This is a genomic window from Rubinisphaera margarita, from assembly GCF_022267515.1.
GTDB classification, from domain to species: Bacteria; Planctomycetota; Planctomycetia; order Planctomycetales; family Planctomycetaceae; genus Rubinisphaera; species Rubinisphaera margarita.
In genome coordinates, this window is sequence record NZ_JAKFGB010000020.1 from 290,112 (window position 1) to 313,216 (window position 23,105).

Annotated in this window: 12 protein-coding genes; 5 read left to right on the forward strand and 7 right to left on the reverse strand. The window is 58.0% G+C overall.

What is annotated here, in order from left to right:
• Nucleotides 1-2: 2 nt before the first annotated feature.
• The 6 genes from L1A08_RS19820 to L1A08_RS19845 all read right to left on the reverse strand — a co-directional run bounded on the left by L1A08_RS19820 (nucleotide 3) and on the right by L1A08_RS19845 (nucleotide 13,068).
• Nucleotides 3-2,576, reverse strand: coding sequence for a CehA/McbA family metallohydrolase (locus L1A08_RS19820; RefSeq protein ID WP_238758269.1), 2,574 nt, complete (start codon nucleotides 2,574-2,576; stop codon nucleotides 3-5).
• A 224-nt stretch (nucleotides 2,577-2,800) separates the two neighbouring features.
• Nucleotides 2,801-3,736, reverse strand: a complete 936-nt coding sequence (locus tag L1A08_RS19825) for a hypothetical protein (RefSeq protein WP_238758270.1) — start codon at nucleotides 3,734-3,736, stop codon at nucleotides 2,801-2,803.
• A 66-nt stretch (nucleotides 3,737-3,802) separates the two neighbouring features.
• Nucleotides 3,803-4,276 (reverse strand): 30S ribosome-binding factor RbfA, encoded by a 474-nt coding sequence (rbfA, locus tag L1A08_RS19830; protein WP_238758271.1) that lies wholly within the window; start codon nucleotides 4,274-4,276, stop codon nucleotides 3,803-3,805.
• 60 nt (nucleotides 4,277-4,336) lie between these two features.
• Nucleotides 4,337-7,141, reverse strand: coding sequence for a translation initiation factor IF-2 (infB, locus tag L1A08_RS19835; RefSeq protein ID WP_261362970.1), 2,805 nt, complete (start codon nucleotides 7,139-7,141; stop codon nucleotides 4,337-4,339).
• A 131-nt stretch (nucleotides 7,142-7,272) separates the two neighbouring features.
• Nucleotides 7,273-8,811: a transcription termination factor NusA gene (gene nusA / locus L1A08_RS19840; protein ID WP_238758273.1), complete on the reverse strand. Its 1,539-nt coding sequence runs from the start codon at nucleotides 8,809-8,811 to the stop codon at nucleotides 7,273-7,275.
• Between the two features lie 651 nt (nucleotides 8,812-9,462).
• Nucleotides 9,463-13,068, reverse strand: coding sequence for a class I tRNA ligase family protein (locus tag L1A08_RS19845; RefSeq protein WP_238758274.1), 3,606 nt, complete (start codon nucleotides 13,066-13,068; stop codon nucleotides 9,463-9,465).
• An 88-nt stretch (nucleotides 13,069-13,156) separates the two neighbouring features.
• Between L1A08_RS19845 and L1A08_RS19850 the strand changes: the two genes are divergently transcribed.
• Together L1A08_RS19850 and L1A08_RS19855 are read left to right on the forward strand one after the other, a co-directional pair.
• Nucleotides 13,157-13,330 carry a hypothetical protein gene (locus L1A08_RS19850; protein WP_238758275.1) on the forward strand — a complete coding sequence of 58 codons (174 nt, stop codon included), beginning with the start codon at nucleotides 13,157-13,159 and terminating at the stop codon, nucleotides 13,328-13,330.
• A gap of 213 nt (nucleotides 13,331-13,543) precedes the next feature.
• Entirely contained in the window at nucleotides 13,544-15,676 is a 2,133-nt protein-coding gene (locus L1A08_RS19855; protein WP_238758276.1) for an ATP-binding protein, read from the forward strand.
• 75 nt (nucleotides 15,677-15,751) lie between these two features.
• On the opposite strand, the gene L1A08_RS19860 is transcribed toward L1A08_RS19855, so the two are convergent.
• Nucleotides 15,752-17,344 (reverse strand): sulfatase family protein, encoded by a 1,593-nt coding sequence (locus tag L1A08_RS19860; protein ID WP_238758277.1) that lies wholly within the window; start codon nucleotides 17,342-17,344, stop codon nucleotides 15,752-15,754.
• Nucleotides 17,345-17,718: 374 nt separating this feature from the next.
• Between L1A08_RS19860 and L1A08_RS19865 the strand changes: the two genes are divergently transcribed.
• The 3 genes from L1A08_RS19865 (at nucleotide 17,719) to L1A08_RS19875 (ending at nucleotide 23,063) form a co-directional block, all read left to right on the forward strand.
• The gene (locus tag L1A08_RS19865) at nucleotides 17,719-18,813 is read left to right on the forward strand and encodes an alpha/beta hydrolase family protein (protein ID WP_238758278.1); all 1,095 of its coding nucleotides are present in this window, start codon (nucleotides 17,719-17,721) and stop codon (nucleotides 18,811-18,813) included.
• 90 nt (nucleotides 18,814-18,903) lie between these two features.
• Nucleotides 18,904-19,758, forward strand: a complete 855-nt coding sequence (hpnC, locus tag L1A08_RS19870; protein WP_238758279.1) for a squalene synthase HpnC — start codon at nucleotides 18,904-18,906, stop codon at nucleotides 19,756-19,758.
• 302 nt (nucleotides 19,759-20,060) lie between these two features.
• Nucleotides 20,061-23,063 carry a M28 family peptidase gene (locus L1A08_RS19875; protein WP_238758280.1) on the forward strand — a complete coding sequence of 1,001 codons (3,003 nt, stop codon included), beginning with the start codon at nucleotides 20,061-20,063 and terminating at the stop codon, nucleotides 23,061-23,063.
• Nucleotides 23,064-23,105 lie beyond the last annotated feature (42 nt).

The window sequence follows — 23,105 nt, forward strand, 5'->3', positions numbered from 1 at the left end:
GTCTACTGCTGCTTCACCGGCAAGCCGTCATCCAGCACGTCGTTATTGGCGGCGAATCCATTGCCGTCGACATCGACGAAAATAGGGTTGCTGATCGCGGTGGGCTGCTGCGAGCCCCACCCGGTGCCGAGCACGGAACCGAGTTGGGAATTCTCCCCGGCGGCAACCACGACCAGATGCGTGTCTGCTGGGAATTCGTGGTTGAGTGTCTGGCGGAACTTCACAGCTCCGTCTCCGAACATGTCGGCATTCTTCTCCCGCGTCAGGTCGAGTTCGGGAACGTGCTTGCCGTTAGCGAGGACGAACACACGGTCGATGTCGAACCAGTTCGGACATTGAACGGAAATCGCCAGTGCGACTTTACCGTCTGGGCACGCGAACTCTCCACCAGGCAGAACCGGGTTGCCTTTCGATTGACCGGCTGGGCGGGCTTCAACCGTGAGGAATGGACCGTTCGACATGATCACGCAGCCCCTGGTCACCTGTTCGACGATTTCGTCAGTCTTGATTTCGGACGGAACATCGGTCGAGCACTTCACCCAGTTTCGCAATCCGCCCGAACCATGAAAGTTGTAGTGGGCATCGGTATTGACCACGCCGGTGAAACGGTATCCCTGGTTGAGAAGCTGGAGCCAGTTGAAGACGCGGTTACTGTTGGGGATTGCTGTCGAGCCGTCGAGATCAGCCGGAATCTTCAGCACCGCGGATGGCGGGTGGATCTCGATGCAGTCGATGTAAGGGAACGACTGTGCGTGCCCCTCGTCTTTTACGCCGTCCCCGTTCTTGTCGTAGAACAGCCAGCCGAGATCGGGATGATTCTGCTGTACCACTTTCTCACTTCGATCGTCCCAGAGTGCGACGCGTTGCAGCTGGGTTTCCGGGCTGTCGTCCGTCACGGGGGCTCCGCCATCCTGCTGGCCCGGATGATGCTTCAGCGGAAACACATTCTGATGATTGAGTGGCAGCGGTTTGCCTGTCAGTTCCATTCCCGTGCAGGTCGCCAGCAGATCTTCAATCTTCAATGTCTTGAGATGCGGCGCGTAAGTATCGATGCGGTTGTGTTCGGTGCAGGGGGCATATTCGAGATGTTCGCACAGCAGGTTGAGGACGCGACCCATCTGATGAGAAGTGTTATCCCCCGAGGGACTGCTGTGGCTGTGAAACTCGGTACTGACCCAGCCGGTTGTGTCGACAGTCCTCTCGAGTTGAGCGGTCAGACGAGTTGTTCCGTCCGCTTTCACTGCGACATCCATGAAGGCGGCGTCGAACTCCGGCCCGTGACTGATGATCGCTTCATAGTCTCCGGCGGGAAGCAGGATGTTTTCCTTGCCACGAGGCAAATAGAGCAAGTTCTTGACCTGCCGGATTGCGGACTCCGGACCAAGATCGAGCGGCGTTGATTCGCCCCGACGTCGCAACTCGACCTTGCAGGGAAGAGGTGTGCCGTCTGCTCCGTCGACATCGATCTCAAGCGTGCCGACTTCAAGCGGAACCTCCAGGTCGATCAGAGCGCTTTCCTCACTGACTTCGAACGGATATGACGCTCCGACAGGCACACCACAGAAGGAGACTGCGAGCGCGTAGTCTCCCTGCAGCAGCTTCTGATCGATCCGTCCGCTGCCATCGGCCCAGAGCGTGCCGTAGTAGTCGCCGTCCCGCGTCAACTCCACACGAGCATTCGGAATTCGACGCCCCCCACCGGTGATGGTGATCGTCGACGCGACCGGAGTATCGTCGTGAGTCGACGCATGAAGGTTTCTCAATGTGCATGTATTGCCCGCGACGAGCAGATTGACTTCGAGGGAATACTGCTCACCGGGCTTCAGCGTGACATCCGGCTGGCGACTCCCGCGACCGTAACGCAACACAGACGTTCGGGAATCACTGCGAGAGGTCACGGTGCGACCGGGAATCGAAACACCGTATGCCTGGCCCCAGTAGCGATCATCCGTATAAAACAGATCAGACTTCCCATTGGCCGCCTTGATGGAATCCTCTTTGCCGGCATCGTAGCGGAGATCATCGCTTAGCAGGACGTCGACCTCCGACTTGCCGGAATTGCGAAACGTCTGCCGTACGATCAGATGGGGACTGTCCGCTTCGAGCCGATACGTCACCAGCATCTCCGCACGATCTTCTGCGCCCGGCGCAATCATGGTCAACTCGATGGCCTGCTCATCCGAGAAGGTATTGCGGTCGTCAAACTCCAGTGATTCATGAGCTGCGTTCCGAAGCCGCACGGAGCGGAACGGATATACGCGGCTGCCTGGGTAGTACGCGGTGAGCTGATCGGCGGGATGAAGACGCGTGGTGTAGTCGATTAAACAGCCGCCGACAGCATGCGTTGTCATGTTGGCATTGCGAGTCGCGAGCGGTTGTGCGACGACGGCGACGACATGATCGTTGCGAAGAACGAAGTCGCCATGGATGGCATCGACTTCCTTGCCGTCCGGGACGACATCACCCCAGTTGTCCCCGCCGATGCGGAAGACTTCAACCGGTCCGGCCTCGATTAACTCTGTTGAAATCAGTCCGATTGCGAGGAACGCGATCGATCGAAGGAAATCCGCACGCATAGCGCTTCTCCTCGAACTCGGGGAACGCTAGGTGACCCCGGGTCGCAGTGGTTCGGTGACAACCGCCGGATGGTGAGCTTTCCCGGCAGCATGAAACTCAGGCAGGTCCGCAGGGACGCAAACACATGTCCCAGCGCTGATCTGAGGCTACTCGAACGGAACCGAATCTGCAATTGAACGCGACGTGCCAGAGTGGGCTTATGGCTCAAAAAGAAGGAGTCGTTTCAGGACTTCTTTTTGGTTTTCTTTTTGGTCGCGGTGCTGCTCTTGGGAGGTGCCGAAGCTTTAGAAGCGGACTTCGACGGAGCTTTGTCGCCGCCACTGCTCTTGGTGGCTTTCTTCTTCGTCGTCTTCTTGGTGGTCTTGCCGGACGAAGCTTTTTCCGCGGTTTTGCTCTTCGATTTGGCGGACGAGGATACCGCCTTCGCGGGGGCGGGTTTCACTTTGCCGTCCAGCAAATCTTTCAGACGGGCAATGGATCCCTTGAGGACATCCAGCGGATCTTCCTGAGTTGGAGCCGGCAGGCTGTTAAAGATCGGCGTGTACTCAGGGTCGTTAGCCAGTTCGTGAATCAGATGGAAGAACTGCGGCACATCGGCCTTGCGGACAGCGGCTTTGAGTTGATCGGAACCGTTGGAAACGTCGGCGTCTTCAGGCAACAGGCCCAGCCAGATGCTGCACTTGAGCAACGAAGTGTCGACCGGGACGGTATGTGTCCCCAGCGTCGTCATCATCGTGTGAGACATGACGAATGGTGTCAGCGAGCTGATCTGCTTCAGGTACTTCTCGGCTGCATCCAGGTTCTTCTTTTTGAAGTCTTCGAGGTCGTAGCTGTAGCGGCCTTCGAAGACCTGTTGCAGCGACTCCCGGACGCGCATAGCCCGCCACTCCGGCTCGGATTCTTCAACGAAGACATGCTGAACTTCAGTGATGGAGCTGACGCGGATTTCGTTGTAGTCGAAGAACGCTTCGTGCAATCGGACGATCGTTGCCTCGGCACGCTCGTGCGTCGCGTCTTCAAGGCAGATGGCGAACAGCAGGGAGTCGAGAACGTTATGGTCCGATTTTGGAACGCGCGACCCGTACTTCTTCTTCAGCTGCGTGACGATCTGTTGACAGACTTTCGTGCGGTCAGCGGCTTTGATCCGGTTTGTTGACATTATTGCAGGTCCACCTCAGTCGGTATGTGTATGATCGCTTCTGCCTGTTGAGCCAGCTCCCGGCTCTCAGGCGTCTTCGCGGGACTCGGAGTCGTCTTCGGTCTCGTCGTCTGCTGTCGACGAATCAGAGTCGTCCGGTTGGTCCGCAGAAAGTTCGTCGTCGGTCGCGACTTCGTCTTCGGCAGGAATTTCGCCCCGTTCGATCGCGAGATCTCGAAGGATCTTCGCCGTTTCGATGCTCTTTTTGACGCTGTTGTCGAGCACGAACGTGAGGACGGGGGTGTAGCGGGTGTCAATGCGGTCGGCGACGAGCTTCTGCAGGAAGCCACGAGCGGAGTTGAGGCCGTGGAGGCTCAACTGCTGCGACTTCTCATCGCCCATGACGCTGACATAGACCTTGGCCGAACGCATGTCCGTGGCGACATCGACGTCGAGGACGGTTACGTTCTTGATGCGGGGATCGTTCAGTTCGAACAGGATCGCCGTGCTGATCACTTCCCGCACGGCTCGGGAAGCTTTAGCTGTTCGACGTGTCGACATTCAGTGCGGATTCCTTCTTGGGAGCGAAAACAGAGAACTCGGTGATTAAGCCAGTCAGCATTAATCATCCAGTGTCCGCTGCAGCTTATCGATGCGATATGCTTCGAGCAGGTCGCCTTCCTTGATGTCGTTAAACCCGTCGAGCCGGATCCCGCATTCCATGCCTTCACGAACCGTCTTCACATCTTCCTTCTCGCGTCGCAGCGAAGCGATCGAATAGTTGTTAATGATGGTCTGGTCCCGAATCACGTGCACGCGATCATTGCGGTCGATCGTGCCGTTCAGCACGCGACAACCGGCAATCGTTCCCGTGCGGCTGATGCTGAAGGTCTGGAGGACGATCGCGCGGCCTGTGGAGACCTCAACGGTTTCCGGTGACAGCAACCCTTCGAGAGCCCGCTTAATATCCTGCGTGATCTCGTAGATAATGTTGTACCGGCGAATATCGACACCCTCGTTCTGGGCGAGGTGAGCGGCCCGGTCTTCGGCGATGACGTGGAAGGCGATGATGATCGCTCCCGACGCCGCGGCCAGCGACACGTCGCTCTCGTTCACGCCACCGACGTTCGAATGCAGAATCTCGGTGCGGACTTCCGGATGTTCAAACTTCTCGATTTCGCCACGCAGGGCTTCGATTGAGCCTGGTGTATCGGCCTTGAGAATAACGGGCAGCTTCTTCTCGCCGCCGCTTCCCAGGATCTGTTCCAGCGTTTTCGGACCACCACGGCTCGCGAGAGACTCGGTTCGCCCCTGATGAATGCGTTGCTCGGCAATCGTTCGCGCCTCTTCGATGTCGGGCATCACAAAGAAGTGATCTCCGGCAGCGGGGACGGTATCGAGACCGGCAATTCGCACAGGCTGGGACGGACCGGCTTCGGTCAGTTCCTGGTCGTAGTCGTTGAACATCGCCCGCACACGTCCGTAAGCCGTGCCGCAGACAATCACGTCTCCGACGCGCAAGGTTCCCTGCTGGACGATCGCCCAGGCAATGGGACCACGTCCTTCGTCGCGGAAGGCTTCGAGGCAGGCCCCGTAGGCATCGGCACTCGGAGCGGCTTTGTACTCGTGAAGTTCCGCGGTCAGGAGAATTGTTTCCAGCAGATCGTCGATTCCGATGTTCTTCAGACCAGAAGTTCGAACGACTTCGACGTCGCCACCCCATTCGGAAACGAGCACGTCGTGCGAAGCGAGTTCCTGAAGAACTTTCTGTTCGTTCACATCGGGCAGGTCGACCTTGTTCATAGCCACGATCATCGGCACACCAGCCGCTTTGGCGTGACTGATACATTCGACCGTCTGTGGCATGACGCCGTCGTTGGCGGCGACCACGAGCACGATGATGTCGGTGACGTTCGCACCGCGAGATCGCATCTCCCCGAACGCGGCATGACCCGGCGTATCGACGAAGGTGATCTTCTGGTCGTTCTTTTCAACCTGGTAGGCCGCGATATGCTGCGTGATTCCCCCGGCTTCGCCGGCAACCACGTTGGACGTGCGAAGCGTATCGACCAGGGTGGTCTTTCCGTGGTCGACGTGACCGAGAATCGTCACGATCGGCGGACGGGAAATCAGGTCGTTGGCCTCGAATTCCTGTTCCCGTCGCAGAGCGAGCAGGTCTTCGACACTTTCCTCGCGTTTGATGGTCAGGTCGACACCCAGTTCGATGGCCAGATCGGTCGCCGTGTCTTCGTCGAGCGAATCGTTGATCTGGGCCATGATGCCCTGCTTGAACAGAATCGTCAGCAGGTCCTTCGCGGGACGCCCCATGGCTTCCGAAAGGCTTCGCACCGTAATCGGCTGTTCGATCATCGCGGACGATTTGTACTCGACATTGCGATTCCGACGCTGGCGGATGCCACGACGTCCTGACAGCGAATCATCACGATCGTCTTCGGATGTTTTGCGTCGACCACGCTGGCCGCGGCGGATTTCGCGATCGGCAACGCCGCCGAACCGGCCGCGTGTCTTGGGACGATCGTCCGACTCCGTCGCGCCTGGAGCTTTGCCGCCCTTACCTCGTGTTTTATCTTCGCCGTGCTTGCGGATGTGTGCGGCAAGCGGGCTCTGGCCATCCAGAATTTCCGCCGTGAGCTTCACGTCCGGTTTCTGAGCCGGCGCTTCATCCTTTTTGCGGACCGGACCTTCGGTCTTGAATTTCGGGGGAGTCGCCAGACTCGGCATCGCCGGACGGGGTTTCGGCTTCGGCTTACGCGGTCCTGATTCCTGGATACTGGCCCGTGGCTTCATATCCCGGATCTTCGAGCCGAGATTGCCCGTGGGGGACATGTATTCCGGCTGCGTCGGAGAGGACTCATCCGAGTCATCGTCTTCGACGCTCTCCTCGACAGAAGCATCGGCGACGGCTTCTGTTTCGGGCTCAGCTTCGCGAGCTGCTGGCGCCTCAGTCTCGGCGACAACTTCCGGAACCTGTTTTTCTTCAGGAGCAGTCTTCGGCTCTTCCGCTTCGGCGGCGACTTCGGGAGCCTGAACTTCCTGCTCTTCCTGCGGTTCCTCGGCAACTTCCTCTGCGGGAGGCTGCTCTGCAGCGGGAGGAGCCTGCTTCGGCTCTTCCTGACGCGGACTCGGCGTCGGACGCGGGGTCATGGTACGAATCGATCGCACCTTGCCGACGGTCTTTTCGGGAGCGAATTCGGGAGACGGAGTCTGGGCGGACGATGAGGACGCTGTCGCCACCTTGTTGCCTTTCAGCGAATCAAGGTAGTTCAGCAAATGGTCCCGCTCTTCTGGAGAAATGCTGGCCAGAGCCGAGCTTTTCACGGGAATTCCTGCATCGTTGCAATGCTTGATCAGCTCTTTACTATCGTAATCGAGCTCTTTCGCCAAAGCGAAAATCCGTATCTTCAAAACGCAACCCCTCTGATAAACCCTCTGTGAACCGGATCAGATCGATCACACGCAGTGAATGACCTGTCCTGTCCTTACGTCTTGTCCAGTTCTTCAGGAAAAATGACAATCTGAGACGTGCCATTTCCTGATCACGCCTCTTGTTCCGGTTTTTGTTCGTCTTCCTCGACGCCACCTTCGGCTCCGGGTTGAGTCACATCCTGAACTTCTGCCTCTTCTCCAAGAACGGCTTCTTCTTCGACAGAAGCCTGCGGATCGATCCGCGTTTCAGCCGATTCCGGAGCAACTTCAGTTTCTTCGGTTGTACCGACTTCCGCTGTTTCCTCACCGGGTTCTTCTGTGGAAGCCTCCTCTGCGGTGGCTTCCGCGACCGGTGCTTCCTCCGTCGGAGCTTCACTGGTCTCTACAGCTGTGGAGACGCTCGGAGCCGACTGTTCGGAGGATGTGCCTCCACTGCTTGGAACCGCCAGTTTTTCCTGAGCTCGAGCAGTTCGAGCCGCGGCTTTGGCGATCTTTTCTTCTTCCTCGAGTCGCAGACTTTCGACGTCTGCGTACGCAATGATTTCATCGCACTGCTCAGCAGACAACCCGCTTAGTTCGATCAGATGCTCCGGCTCGATGACCGACAGGTCGTCAAAGCTGAAGAAGCCCTGGGAAACCAGCGACTCGGCCAGATCTTCGGAAAGGTCCGGAACCTGCGAAAAAGCGGCCACGGAGCGCTCAAGCTGCTCGTCCAGTTCATCGCGAGTCATCACTTCGATGTCCCAGCCGACCAGTTTCGACGCCAGTCGAACGTTCTGACCTTTCTTGCCAATTGCGAGCGACAGCTGATCGTCCCGGACCAGGACGATGACGCGTCCCAGCATCGGGCAGAGAATTACGTCCTCGACTTCGGCCGGCTGCAGTGCGTTAGGAATCAACACCTGCAGGGAATCGTTCCAGCGAACGATATCGATCCGCTCGCCGCTGAGTTCGTCGACGATGTTCCGAATACGGGCTCCGCGGACACCCACACAGGCTCCGACGGCATCAATGCTGTTGTCGTAGCAGGAAACGGCGACTTTGGTCCGGTAACCGGCTTCACGAGCCAGCGAGCGAACTTCAATCACGTTCTCAGCGACTTCAGGAATTTCGATCTCAAAGAGCCGTCGAACGAAGTCTGGATGCACGCGGGACAGCACGATCTTGATACGGCTGCCTGCCTTTTTGATATCCAGAATAACGGCTCGGATCCGCTCATTCACACGGTGGCTTTCGCCGGGAATCTGTTCGCTGCGAGGCAGAATCGCCTCGGCCTTGCCAATATTGACCGTCGCCACGCCGTATTCAAGCCGGGTGATCGTGCCGGTCATGAGTTGACTTTTCTGCTCGATGAATTCGTCGTAGAGAGAATCGCGTTCGGCTTCACGAATCTTCTGAATCATCACCTGCTTGGCCGTCTGAGCGGCAATGCGGCCCAGAATATCCGGATCCAGGTCTTCCCCATTGTGCGTAACGGTCGGCTCGCCAGAGGTTCGATCGATGAGGACGGAAAGCTCGTCTTCTTCACCGTAGTACTTTCGCAACGCCGTCAGGATCGCCTGTTCGATGCCCTCGAACACAATTTCCTTATCGATGCTTTTGTCCCGGTGGATGGCATCGACAATTCTGAGGACTTCACTGGCGTTCATATTTCTCCTTCCGAACGAAAGCGCGATGGTCTCATCGCGTCATTCTAGAGGTCGCTGACAGAATTCCGTCCGGGTGACATTCCCCGCCCGCGACAACTCGGCAATTTATTCCGCTGTAAAAATAAAAAAGCGGGTTCCAAAAAACCCACTTCTATCGAACCGTTCTGTGCCATCGGCAGTTCCAGGGAACTCCATGCGATGACTGAGATGGGGAAAATCCCACATTTCGGCGCTCACATAAGAGTTGCCTTTCTGCTGATTTGCTTCACGCGGAGGACAGCAAACCGGAGAATTGCCGCAAGAATGACGGTTACGATCATTTTTGACCTCGATCGTTGGTCATCTCACGCAACTCCACATTGCCCGCTCCTGACACGCTGACAAACAGTCCAACGAATTCCGGAGAATTCGAGTGGATATTGACTTCAATCGCAGTTTCTCGCCTCTTTAACGTCTGGCAGGACCGCCGCGATTCATCAATCAATGCAAAAAATGGAAGCGCAATCTTTGCAAGATTGCACCCCGGTGCTTCTATAAAATTATCCGCCAACTACTGAACTGTCAATCGTCTCTGCGGCCCGCAGGGGGAGGAAACGTTGAATTTCGGCGTCACTCCAGTAGATCTTCGCCGGCTGGAACAACTGACCGCCTTCAGCTGACCGCTACTGCGAGATCAACCGAAAAATCGCCGACGTTGACCGTCTTCCCGTTCTGAACGCTGTCCTGACGGGAGATGGAGTCAGCCAGCGTTTCGGTGGAGATGTAGTCCTGCCACGCCTCGATCATCTGCTGGATCTGGTCTTCTCCTGCCGCGTAGCGAATCTGGATGCGGTCTTCGATTTCGAGATTGGCGTCCTTGCGGGCCTGCTGGATATGTCGGACGAAGTCGCGAGCCATTCCTTCGGCAATGAGTTCCTCACTCAGAACGGTCGAAATCGCCACCTGGACACCCTGCTCGTCAGCCGTTCCCCATTCGCTCGACTGCTCGGTGCTCACGAGGACATCTTCCGGCTCCAGCGTGATCGATTCGCCCCCGATTTCGACCGTCACCGCCTGACCCGACCGCAGCGGTGCGAGCAGCTGTCCGTCGAGGTTCGGAAGGTCCTGTCGGATCTTGCCGAGTAACTTGCCATATTTCGGGCCGACGGTCTTCAGATTTGGCTTATAGGCGTACTGAACGATGCCATCGAGATTCTCGACCGCGGTGATCTTCTTAACGTTGAGCTCGTCCTGAATCACGCCCGCGAACTGTTCGATCGCCGCCTTCTGAGCCGCATCGCTGCATGTGACACGAATCTCGGCGAGCGGCTGGCGAACGCGCATGTTGGTCATCTCGCGAACCTGGTGCCCCAGTTTGACGACCCGCTGAGCGGTCGCGGTGCGGGCATTCAGCTCTTCATCGAGCAGTTCCGCCTTCACCTGGGGATAATCGCAGAGATGGACCGATTCGGGCCAGCTGGAGTCCGCGGAACTGTCGGCGTTTCCAGCCACGAGATCCCGGCCGAACACCAGATTCTGGTAAATCCGCTCCGCCAGGAAGGGGATCACAGGCGCGAGCAGCTGGCAGAGCGTCACAATCACTTCGTGCAGCGTCTGGTAGGCGGCTCGTTTGTCGCTGTCGTTGACATCCTTGCTCCGCCAGAACCGGCGGCGATTGCGGCGGATGTACCAGTTCGACAGATCGTCGATGAACTGTCCGGCGGTCGTCACGAAGCGGGACGTGTCGTACGCCTGAAAGCTCTCGTGAGCGACTTGAATCAACGTCTGCAGCCGGGACAGAATCCAGCGGTCGATCTCCTGCCGGTCCGCATACGGAATCTGTTCATCGTTCGGGTTGAACTCATCGAGGCGGGCGTAGTTCACGAAGAACGCGTACGAGTTCCACAGCGGAATCAGGAACTGGCGGCGAATTTCATCGGCCGGCTTGCTGGTCACCTTGCAGGTCGGCGAGCCTTCCAGGGTTTCGGTGATCGTCCCTTCGGGCGTTTCCAGAGCCACTGGCTGATCTCTGTCCCGCAGGCCGAAACGCAGATCGACCGCCGGGTTCTGATTCAGGTACATCCAGCGAAGCGTATCGACGCCGAGCTGTTCGGCCGCTTCTTCAAACCAGATCGCCGTGCCATCCGACTTGTGCATCGGCCGGCCGAGTTCATCCATGACCAGGCGGTGTCCGAGCAGCGTTTTGAAGGGGCGCTTCATCGCCGGATCATCGGTCTCGTCGTACCGCATCATCGTGGAGAGCGACAGCAGCGAGTAGAACCAGTTACGGAACTGGCCGGGGAAACATTCGGTGACGAAGTCGGCCGGGTACCACTTCTCCCACATGTCGCGATGCGTGTTGTAACCCATCGTGGAGAAGGGGGTGATCCCCGCGTCGAGCCACGGGTTGCCGACGTCTTCAATGCGAGACAGAACCGCCCCGGTTTTCTCGCTCTTGATTTTGACCGCGTCGATCCACGGACGGTGAGGCGTATTCCCTTCGAGAACGTCCCAGCCTTCGACAGCCCGTTCTTTCAATTCCGCCAGCGAGCCGATGACTTCGAAGTCACTCGGATCATCCGGATTGATCCAGATCGGCAGAGCCAGACCCCAGAAGCGTTTCTTGGAGATCATCCAGTCCCGCATGTTAGTCAGCCATTCGACCTCGCGGTTCTGGCCGTCGATGCTGTCGGGCAGCCATTTGATCTGCCGGGTGACGTCCTTGATCTCTTCCCGCCAGTCCATGTCGATGAACCATTCGTCGACCAGTCGGAAGACAAGTTCGTCCCCCGTTCGCCAGCAGTGCGGATAGATGTGCGGATACTTCTCGACCGAAACCAGCAGGCCCTTTTCCTGCAGCTTTTCGATCACCAGATCGACCGTTTCCTGATCGATCGCATTCCGGCCGGTGAATTCGCCGAAGCCTTCCTGGAACAATCCGTTCTCGCCGAGTGGAGCAATGCCGACGATTCCCAGCTCGATCCCGATTTTATGGTCGACATCCCCGCAACCGGGGGCGGTGTGGACAATCCCGGTTCCTTCGCCGGCGACGACGTGGGCGTTGCCTTTGGAATCGCGACCGCCATCGACGACCAGATGGCAATCGACCGCGGTCTTGTCCATCAGGTTCTTTTCCGGAGGATAGCCGCCCGGCTGGCTCTGAGCGGGAAGTTCATCGAAGGGGCCGGTGTATTTCCATCCGACCATCTCGGCTCCCTTGATGGTGCCCAGCTCTTCGAAGCCGCCCTGTTCCTTAAGAATCTGGGCCAGCGTCTTCAGCTTGCCGATGTCGTCCGGCCAGGACCATTCGGGTCGTCCAAAGCCTTCCTTGAACTCTTTGTCGAGTCGCTTGTAGTTGAGGTTCTCTTTGGCGAAGTAGTAGATCTGCCCGTCCCGCTTCATGCGGACTTTGAGGTAATCGAGATCCGGATTCACAGCGGCCGCGACGTTGCTGGTCAGCGTCCACGGCGTCGTCGTCCAGACGAGCAGGCTTTCGTTTTCCCGCTCTTTCAGGGGGAACTTCACGAACAGCGAACGGTGCACAGTCAGTTTGCGGCCGTCGGCGATTTCCATCTGCGAGTACGCACTGCCGCTGCGGCCCGACCAGGGCATGACATCGTGACCGCGATAGACCTTGCCGCGATTGAAACACTTCTTCAGGAAGGTCCAGATCGTTTCGTTGTTCTCGGTCGAGAAGGTGAAGTACGACCCGCCCCAGTCGGGGTTGCCGAGCCTGGAGACGATCCGATGAGCCGCATCAGAGACTTTCTCGCCGCGAGCCGTTTCGTACTCGATGGCTCCGTCTGAGCCAACGTTCTCGGCCAGTTTCCGCAGTTCGTTCGGGCTGTCCCACTCCATCCAGTAGCCGAGCCGCTGCGACTGTTCAGTCTGGCGAGCCGCGAAATTGAGCACACGACGCTTGCATTCGTTCACGAACTGATCGATGCCGTAATCGTTGATCGCGGTCTTGGTGCCGAGGCCGAGCTGCTTTTCCACCTCGACTTCGACCCACAGGCCCTGGCAGTCGAATCCGTTCTGATAGCGAAGTTCGTGCCCGGACATGGCGAAATAGCGCTGAAATGCATCCTTATACGTCCGTCCCCACGCATGGTGCACGCCCATGGGGTTGTTGGCCGTGATCGGGCCATCCAGGAACGACCATTTCGGGCGACCGGCGTTCTTTTCCCGCAGCTTGCGGAAAATCTCGCGGCTGGACCAGAACTTCAGAGCCGAATGTTCGCCGCGAATGAAGTCGGAATCGGAGACCTTTTGAAACATTGTGTGCAACAGCCTTGTCGGTCGATGAAAAGCGGGTTCTGGAAGTCGGGACATCAGACCTGAGAACCGTACGGAATCGGCCCGGAAAATGAAAGCGCAGCCCCCGATCGCTGAACATCAGACCGCTGCCTGGGTAATGACCCCCGCTCCGAATGTCCTGCGTCCGACGCTTCCTGTCGAACATCCGACATCGATCGACTATGCAGGTTCTGCGGCTCTCATGTGCCGATTGCGTCCCAAGCTCCTGATGTACTTCCTGTAAACACATGAGAGCACCCGGAACAACGGGGATCTTCCGCGCAATCGAGCGATTCGACACAAGGGGAAGTGGTGCTCCCTGTCACTAACTTTCTTTGTGAGCTGCTCAGTGTTTTTACTGAAACTTCAGTTGCGGGGTCCAAACACACTCCAGTCTTTAGCTAGGAAACTCGGATGTCTCCCACGATTGAAGTCTGAATTACGGAGCTGTTTACGGATGTCCCTCAAGACACTTTCATCTCGACTGGCCCCCTGGATCGGGGGGGGAGTCGCACTGCTGATCTGCCTGGCCGGAGTTCTCCTGATCGAGAGCTTCGAGAATGAACGCTATCACCACGAAGTCCGTGCCGATATCGTTGAAGAACTTGGATTGATTCGTTCCCGGGCAGAATCGGCCGTCAACGCCCGGATGTCGCTCACGATCGCACTCCGCGCTTTTGTTTCTTCCGATCCCAGTGTCGCCATTGACCCCGAGCGTTTCGGCCGTCTCGGCGCGACCATGATTTCGGCCACTCCGGGCATCCGCAATATCGCCCTTTCTCGCGGTACGACCATCTGCAACGTCTGGCCGTATGAGCCGAACAAAGAAGCTCTAGGCGTCAATCTGCTCGAGATTCCCCACCAGCGCGAAGCGATTGAACACGTCATGTCCACGAAGGATCCGGTGCTGGCCGGCCCGTTGAAGCTCATACAGGGGGGCGGAAAGGCTTTTATCAATCGTGCGTCTATCTTCGTGCCTGATCCTGATGACCCAGCCTCCGAAAAGTACTGGGGAATGGCGGCAATCGTCATCGACGGGCAGACGCTCCTCGACGAAGTCCTTCAAGGGGCTCCCAAGTCGCTGGAGATCGCGATCCGTGGGAAGGACGGAAGAGGAGACGCTGGCGAGTACTTCTACGGAAGCGAAGACATCGAACAGCGGGAGCCGATCCGACAGGGGATTTCGCTGTTGGGAGGCTCCTGGCAGATTCTGGCAGCTCCAATGCATGGCTGGCAGGCCCATTCGCCTTACGTCTATTCCATTCGGATTCTCGGAGGCATCGGCTCGATTCTTGTCGCGCTGACTCTCGGATGTCTGATCACGGCCAATATCCGCTCGCGTAATGCGAAACTGGTTGCTGAAGACGCGTCCCGGGCAAAGACTCAGTTCCTGGGGCGAATGAGTCACGAGATCCGCACTCCGCTGACAGCCATCTCCGGCTTCACCGAAGAACTGCGGAATGTCATGAAGTCGGAGGATGCGCTGGAGCACATTGAAGTCATCGAGCGGAACAGCGATCACCTGATGCTGATCGTCAACGACATCCTTGACGTCGCGCAGATCGAATCCCGAAAGATGAAGATCAACCACACGCGGTTCGATCTCCTTTCCCTGATCAACGACGTTGTGAACCTCTACAAGCCGCAGGCCGAGCGAAACGGCGTCGATTTCAAAGCCATCATTGCCGACGACGTGCCAAGACAAATCCATTCCGATCCTGTCCGCATCCGTCAGGTATTGATGAACCTCGTCGGAAACGCCATCAAGTTTACGAAAGATGGGTTGGTCGAGATCGAGGTCGAGTCGCGAACACTGGATCTGGCAATGAGAGAAATTCAATTCATCGTTCGCGATACGGGGATTGGAATCTCATCCAAAGTTCTGCCGCACATTTTTGAACCCTTCGTCCAGGAAGATGCTTCCACGAACCGTCGGTTCGGCGGGACAGGCCTGGGGCTGGTCATCTGCCGTAGCCTCTGCCGGTGTCTCGGCGGTGAAGTCTCGGTCAAAAGCGAAGTCGGTAAGGGGAGCGAATTTCTCGCGACCCTCAAAGTCGAAGTTCGTCCCGAGCGGCCGCTCGCGGTGGATGACAACCGGCCGAACAGATCCTCGCTGGCGCATGCTCTCGACGGCCGCAAGATTCTGTTGGCCGAAGACGGGATCGACAATCAGCGGCTCGTCCAGTTCATTATTGAAAAGGCGGGAGCCGAGATCGTCATCGTCGAGAACGGACAGCAGGCCCTGGACGTGATGAACTCGAACGAAGCTTCTTCAATCGATGTCATCCTGATGGATATGCAGATGCCGATCGTCGATGGCTACACCGCGACCCGCAGGCTCCGCGAGCAGCAGCACACGCTGCCTATCATTGCCCTCACAGCTCACGTCTTTCCCGGTGAGATCGAACGATGCTTGAAGGCGGGCTGCGATGTCTACATGTCCAAGCCGATTGATCGCCGGGCTCTCATCGAGAAGATTCGCGAGATGATCGGCAACGCCGCTCAGGGACGGCCCAGCGGTCCGATGCGAGACCAGCCGAGTTGGCATCGAGTCAGGAACAACAACATCCGCATGGATCGACACGGCTGATTCTACGAAGTAACGAGAAAAAGGCTGGGACGACAGCGTCGATCCCAGCCTTTCTTGCGTTAATGGGAAACCGAATCAGGACTCGGCTCGCATTTTCTTCTTCCAGTCGTCGGGCATCTCGCTGATGTCCGAATCATCTTTGTAATGCTCGGCCAGTTGGTCGAGCTTCTGCTTCATCTCGGCGATTTTCTCGGCATGCTCTTCCTTGCCGTACAGGTTGGTCAGTTCTTCCGGATCTTCCTGCAGATCGTAGAACTCCCATTCGCCGAACTGATAGAACTGAATCAGCTTGTAGCGATCGGTACGGATGCCCCGATGCTTCGCGACCATGTGCACGCTGGGGTACTCGTAGTAGTGGTAATAAATCGCGTCCCGCCAGTCGTCCGGAGTTTCTCCCTTCATCAGCGGCACCAGCGATTTGCCCTGCATGTTCTCAGGAATTTCGACTCCGGCGATGTCGAGGAACGTCTCGGCGTAATCGAGGTTCTGGACGAGGTCGGTATTCACAGAACCCGGCTCGATGACACCCGGCCACTTCGCGATCAGCGGCATCTTCAGCGATTCTTCGTACATCCAGCGTTTGTCGTACCAGCCGTGGTCACCCAGATAGAAACCCTGGTCCGAAGAGTAGATGACGATCGTGTTCTCATCGAGCCCCGACTCTTTCAGGTAATCCATCAGCCGCCCGACACTGTCGTCGACACCTTTCACGCAACGAAGGTAGTTGCGGATGTAGCGATGATACTTCCAGCGGATCAGCTCCCTGCCGGTGAGGTTCAGCTTCTTCAGTTCGTTGTTCTTCATGTCGAAGACAGCGTTCCACTGCTTCAGCTGTTCCGGCGTCATCTTCTCGAGGTTCTTCGCTCCCGAGCGGTCGACCGACTTCCCGGCATACGGGTCCCAGCCATGAATCGGCGGGCCAAAGCAGTCGAAGACGATATTCAGATGCCCGTCGATTTCCATCTCCTGATGCCGGGCCGGACTGGCGTTGTCTTCCCATTCGTCGAACAACGTCTTTGGCTCGGGAATGTCGACATCGTCGTACAGCGTCAGGTAGTGCAGGGGAGGCATCCACGTGCGGTGCGGGGCCTTGTGCTGGCACATCAGCATGAACGGCTTTGAGTCGTCCCGTTGTTCCTTGAGCCAGTTCAGCGCTTCATCGGTCACCAAGTCGGTGCAGTAACCTTCCTGAACTTCGCGGCCTTTCGGCGTTTTGAAGGCCGGGTTGTAGTAGTCTCCCTGACCGGGCAGCACCTTCCAGTGATCGAATCCCTGCGGATCGGTGCCGAGATGCCATTTGCCGAGCATCACGGTTTGATAGCCCTTTTTCTGGAGCAGCTTCGGGAATGTCTGCTGATCGCCGTTGAAGCGGTCGCCGTTGTCCATAAAACCGTTCAAATGACTGTGCAGGCCGGTCTGGATTACCGCCCGGCTCGGTCCGCAGATCGAGTTCGAGCAGAAACTGTTGCGGAACAGCATGCCCTGCTCGGCGAGCTTGTCGATGTTCGGCGTCGGATTCACATTCTGCAGCCAGCCTTCATAGGCCCCAATGGCGTGCGGAGCGTGATCGTCGGTGAAGATGAACAGAATATTCGGCCGTTCGGCTGCGGACAGCGGAGACGCAGCCGCGATCATCACGGCAAACACAAATGCAAAGACTGTTTTCACAGGGACCTCTTCTTCCGGTGAGCGAGACAGGAATTCCTTAACCACAGCAAACGAAGCTTCGGTTGCTGTCCCTTACGATAATCGTCTCCAGCGCGGATGCAACTCTCCCGCCTTCCTGTCGCTGGTCCACGGCGGTGGACTCTGTGGCGGCGGCATCTTGCCGCCGAAGCCGCGCGACGACCAATTGAGACGTCCTGCATTTCAAATCGTGAACTGCGTTGGATTTCATCATCTTTCAGGACCACACACCAGCGGGGAGTGGTAAGAAGCCGAATGCTGAAACTCCCCGCAACCGGAGCTTTTCATGAAACCTTCGGCGGGGTTTCGTGGTTAAATCAGTAAGACGACAACCTTCAGCCGGCCGGGATATCACGATGCGAATTTTTGTAGCTGCCATGACCATCTGCCTGCTTCTCCCTCATGCGGCCTCGGCTCAGAGAGAACGGCGGATCTCGCCGGAGCGGTTGGAGCAGATCCGGAACTATCTGGCCGGCAGAAACGAAGAATCGATTCCGGCTCAGATCGATCCGCAGAACTCCGAGCTCTACGGCACCGAGGCGGGGACGTTTAGTTTCGAGGCCCATGAGTTCGACCTGGACGATGCGACTCGTGGCAAGACGCTTCCGCTGCGAATCACAGTGCCGGAGGTCGAAGGGGCTCTTCCGTTGATCGTCCATTGCCACGGAGCCGGCGGCTCGCGTGACGGTTACGAGCCGCTCGTCGAGCACTGGGCCAGTCACGGCTATGTCGTCATTCAGCCGACGTTCGGCGATTCGATTTCGTTGCTGACGCCTGCAGAACGCCGGGAGTTTGGTTCGATCGGCGACTTCGTTAACTCGCCCGCCGTCACGCGTGTCTGGAACGAACGACCGCAGGATGTGACGTTCCTTCTCGATTCGCTCGATCGGCTGGAAGAGACGATTCCTGAACTGAAGGGGAAGATCGATCGCGAAAAGATGGCCGTCACCGGGCACTCTTACGGAGCGCATACCACGATGCTCCTCAGCGGGCTCGATATCCCGGGGGTGGGGCAGCAGCTTTCCGAACCACGCTTTCAATGTGCAATCGCCATCAGTCCACAGGGGACGGGCGGGTTGTTCCAGCCGGCGGGTTACAAATCAATCCGCGGCCCCATTCTGATGATTACCGGCGATAACGACGGCACGCCGCGGCGGGGTCGGGAGAGCAGCAAAGGTGAATGGCGGAAAGAAGCGTTCGATCATCTCGCGCCCGGCGAGAAGTATCTGTTGTGGATTGACGGAGCCCACCATAACTTCGGCGGCATCAGCGGTGTTCGCACTCGGGCGAATACGGGACCCGTCGCTCCCGATCATTCGCTGCTCGTGAAAAGTACAACGCTCACGTTTCTCGACTGCTATCTGAAAGGCAACTCGGTTGCGAAGGACGCTCTGCATTCGCCAGAATTCCGCCAGCGAGCCGCCGATCTGGCCTCGCTGACCGTGAAGTAATCTGGCCAGAACGAGGATAGTCCCATTTCGACCGCAACGATTTTTCAGCGTGAGCTCGAACAGTGGGGGCCCGATTCTCCGTCTCGAACCGTGACGCTGGCCGAAGCCGAAGAATACACGCGGACACTCGCTCACACCCATTACGAGAACTTCCCGGTCGTTACGAAACTGCTCCCCCGCGACCTGCGGCAACCGTTCTACAACGTCTACGCCTTTTGCCGCTGGGCCGATGACCTTGGCGATGAAGTCGAATCGAGCGAGGAATCCCTCTCGCTGCTTGCCTGGTGGCGAAGCGGGCTCGAAGATTGCCTGAACAACCGCGCTCAGCATCCCGTTTATGTCGCCCTCGGCCATACGATCCGCCAGCGGAACGTGCCGCCCGATCTGTTCCACGATCTGATTTCAGCGTTCGAACGCGACCAGCGGCAAACCCGCTACGAGACCTTCGCCGATCTGCAATCTTACTGCGTACAGAGCGCCAACCCTGTCGGGCGAATCCTGCTGCATCTGGCCGAGGCGGCGAACGACGAAACACTCCGGCTCTCTGATGATGTCTGCACCGGACTGCAACTGATCAACTTCTGGCAGGACGTACATCGCGATCTGCAAATCGGAAGAGTCTATCTGCCGCAGGAAGATTTGAATCGCTACGGCGTCAACGAAAGTGATCTCGCTCACGGCCGGTCAACGCCCGCGTTTCAAAGGCTGCTCGCATTCCAGGTCGATCGAGCCGAGCAGCTTCTACTCAGCGGCGGCCCGCTCGGCCAGCGCGTCCCGCGGAACATCCGCTTCGATATCCGCCTGTTCGCCCTCGGCGGCCTGCATCTCTGCGACAAAATTCGGCAGATCGACTACCGAGTCCTCGAACAGCGCCCCAAACTCTCCAAAGCCGACCTGCTCAGCCTCGCCTGGAAAGCCACCACGGGCACCGGCTTCCGGAAGTAAGAAAGGACCGGCGGCATCCCTGCCGCCGCTACGGCGGGGGTTCCGCGAGTGTTGTCAAAGTCTTCCCGCTTCCCATAATGGTATTCCGTCGGCGAAGCTGTTGATCGTCATTCGGACAATGGGCTTCGTCCTGGCAACGAACGGCAAAACAGCAAAGTGCCATTAGTACGTCTGAATGCAGCCTCCAACGGCTGCGCCGCCCTGATAGCCGAGCTGTCAGGGCCACCCTGGTTTCAACTTGCCGCGTGCGTTTTGCTTCCAGGGGCGAGATAACATCGATCATCGCGAGAGAATCAATCCCCATGAAAGTGATCCTCATGTCCCGCCTTTTGCTTCTTGTCCTCTGCGGACTGTTCGCCATTCCCGCCCTCGCAGCCGAGCCGGATGCTCAGGAACAGGAATCGCTCCTGCTCTCCAACACCCGCCAGCTGACCTTTGCCGGGCGGCGGTCCGGGGAAGGCTACTTCAGTGCCGATGGCTCCCAGCTCATCTTCCAGAGCGAACGCGAGCCGGGGAATCCGTTCTTCCAGATTTACGTCCTCGACCTCGAAACCGGTGATGAAACCCGCATCTCCCCCGGTTCCGGCAAAACAACCTGTGCCTGGATCCACCCGAGTGGAGACAAGTATCTGTTCGCTTCCACGCACGCCGATCCCGAAGCGGTCGCCAAGCAGAAAGCCGAGTTGCAGTTTCGGGCGGAAGGGAAAGAGAAGCGATATTCCTGGGACTACGATCCGCAGTACGACCTGTATCAGTACGACAGCGAGAACGAAGAGTACACCGCTCTCACTAATGAACTCGGCTACGACGCGGAAGGTTCGTATTCCCCCGATGGCAAGCTGATCGCCTTTGCTTCGAACCGGCAGGCGTATGAACGGGAGTTGACTCCGAAAGAGAAGGAGCTGTTCGAACTCGATCCGGCGTCCATGATGGAGATCTACATCATGAACTCCGACGGCTCGAATGTGCGCAAGTTGACCGATACGCTCGGCTACGATGGCGGGCCCTTCTTCTCGCCGGACGGGCAGCGGATCTGCTGGCGTCGCTTCAACGAGAACGGAGCGGTCGCCGAGATCATGACGATGAACATCGACGGCAGCGACGTGAAGCAGATCACCGACTGGGGTGTGATGTCGTGGGCTCCGTTCTACCATCCTTCCGGCAAGTACCTCATCTTCACCACAAACCGTCTCGGCTTCGCCAACTTCGAGCTCTACATCGTCTCGACGGACGGCAAGTCGGGTCCGATGCGCGTGACGTACACCGATGGCTTCGACGGACTCCCCGCCTTCAGCCCTGATGGCGAACAACTCGTGTGGACCTCGAATCGCACGAGCAGCAACGATTCTCAGCTCTTTATCGCCGACTGGAACCACGAAGCCGCGCTTGAACTGCTCGGCTCCTCCGGACTGACGGACGCCGAGGTCGCAAAGTCGGCTTCCGAAAGTTACCGACAGTCGGCTGCCGATTTCCGCGCCGCCGATGTCGCCCGACACGTCAACTTTCTCTGCCGCGAAGAACTGGCCGGCCGCCTCACCGGCACCGAAGGGGAACGGCTCGCGACACAGTATGTGGCCACGTACTTCGAAGAACTCGGCCTCGAACCGGGCGGCGATGGCGACAGCTATTTCCAGAAGTTCGAATTCACAGCCGGGATCGATCTCGGCGACAGCAATCAGCTGACCTTCGATGGTGAAGAGCACGAACTGCACGAAGACTGGCGTCCGATTTCGTTTTCCGAAACCGGTGAGTTCAAGTCGGATCAGTTCGCCTTCGCCGGCTACGGCATCGTCGCTCCCGGCAACGACACGTACGAAGAATACGACTCGTTCGTGCATCTGGATGTCAAAGACAAATGGGTCGTCGTCTTCCGCTATCTGCCGGAAGACATCAGCCCCGAACAGCGGCAGTACTGGGCTACGTATGCGTCGCTGCGATACAAGGCGATGGTCGCCCGGGATCGTGGTGCCAAGGGGCTGATTGTCGTCTCCGGACCGAACTCGCAGGTCAACAGTCAGCTGATCGAACTGCGATACGACGGATCAATGGCCGGGACGAGTATCCCCGTCATCAGCGTGACCGATGAGCTCGCCTCCACCCTGCTCGGAAACGCGAAGAAGTCGCTCAAGGATTACCAGACCGAGCTCGACTCCGGCAATCCGGTCATGGGCTTCGCGGGCAAGGGGAAGGAACTGGCCGTCACCATCGATATCAAGCAGGTGACGAAGACGGGGCGCAATGTGATCGGTATTCTCAAAGCGAATGATCTCCCGCATCCGCTCCCAGCCGTGCTCGTGGGCGCTCACGTGGACCATCTTGGTCGCGGCGGCACCTCGTCTTCACTCGCTTCCGATAAAGAGTCGGAGCAGATTCACTACGGAGCTGACGACAACGCCTCCGGCACGGCGGCCATGCTCGAGATCGCCGAGTATCTTTCCAACTCGGCCAAAGACAAGAAACTCAAGCTCGAACGCGATGTCATTTTCGTTGCCTGGTCGGGTGAGGAACTCGGCCTGTTCGGAGCGAATCACTTCGTGAAGGAGCTCAACAAGGAACTGGAGCCGTTCAAGAATTTCGCTCCCAAGAAAAAGGACGGCGAGAAGAAGGAGGGCGAAGAAAACCCGCACGAGATGGAAGTGACACTGCGGATGATCATTGCCGCCTGCCTGAACATGGACATGGTCGGCCGCTTCGATAAGGCGCTCGTCCTGCAGGGCGTCGGCTCCTCGTCGATCTGGAAGTCGGTCATCGAACAGCGGAACGCCCCGGTCGGGCTTCCGCTCACGCTGCAGAACGACAGCTACATCCCGACCGATGCCAGTGTCTTCTTCATGAACGGCGTCCCGATTCTCTCCGCCTTCACCGGCACGCACGAGGATTATCACACGCCGAGGGATACGCCGGAGAAGATCAACTACGAGATGGCCGCGAAGATCGCACGGCTCATGGGCCTGATCGCCCGAGGTCTGGCGACGAGCAAAACGACACCCGATTACATCAACCAGCCGCGGCCGGAAGATCAGCGCCGCGCCAACCTCCGCGCCTACCTCGGCACCATCCCCGATTACTCAGCCTCCGACGTGAAGGGCGTTCAACTCTCCGGCGTCGGCAAAGGCGGCCCGGCCGATGAAGCCGGCATCCAGGGAGGCGATGTCATCACCGAACTGGCCGGGAGAAAGATCGAGAACATCTACGACTACACCTACGCCATCGAAGCCCTGAAGATCGGCGAAACGGTGAAGATCCAACTCCAGCGTGGCGACAAAACTCTGAACCTGGAAATCACCCCAGGCTCCCGGGATTAAGCCCCGAGAAACCAACAACGGGTGCCATGCCCACGCTTGCGT

What these genes read in the sequence shown, in the direction of transcription:
- L1A08_RS19850 (WP_238758275.1), top strand. Translation starts at nt 13,157, where the DNA reads ATGAAAGCGCAGCCCCCGATCGCTGAACATCAGACCGCTGCCTGGGTA.
- nusA (WP_238758273.1), bottom strand. Translation starts at nt 8,811, where the DNA reads ATGAACGCCAGTGAAGTCCTCAGAATTGTCGATGCCATCCACCGGGAC.
- L1A08_RS19855 (WP_238758276.1), top strand. Translation starts at nt 13,544, where the DNA reads ATGTCCCTCAAGACACTTTCATCTCGACTGGCCCCCTGGATCGGGGGG.
- rbfA (WP_238758271.1), bottom strand. Translation starts at nt 4,276, where the DNA reads ATGTCGACACGTCGAACAGCTAAAGCTTCCCGAGCCGTGCGGGAAGTG.
- L1A08_RS19845 (WP_238758274.1), bottom strand. Translation starts at nt 13,068, where the DNA reads ATGTTTCAAAAGGTCTCCGATTCCGACTTCATTCGCGGCGAACATTCG.
- L1A08_RS19825 (WP_238758270.1), bottom strand. Translation starts at nt 3,736, where the DNA reads ATGTCAACAAACCGGATCAAAGCCGCTGACCGCACGAAAGTCTGTCAA.
- L1A08_RS19865 (WP_238758278.1), top strand. Translation starts at nt 17,719, where the DNA reads ATGCGAATTTTTGTAGCTGCCATGACCATCTGCCTGCTTCTCCCTCAT.
- L1A08_RS19820 (WP_238758269.1), bottom strand. Translation starts at nt 2,576, where the DNA reads ATGCGTGCGGATTTCCTTCGATCGATCGCGTTCCTCGCAATCGGACTG.
- L1A08_RS19875 (WP_238758280.1), top strand. Translation starts at nt 20,061, where the DNA reads ATGAAAGTGATCCTCATGTCCCGCCTTTTGCTTCTTGTCCTCTGCGGA.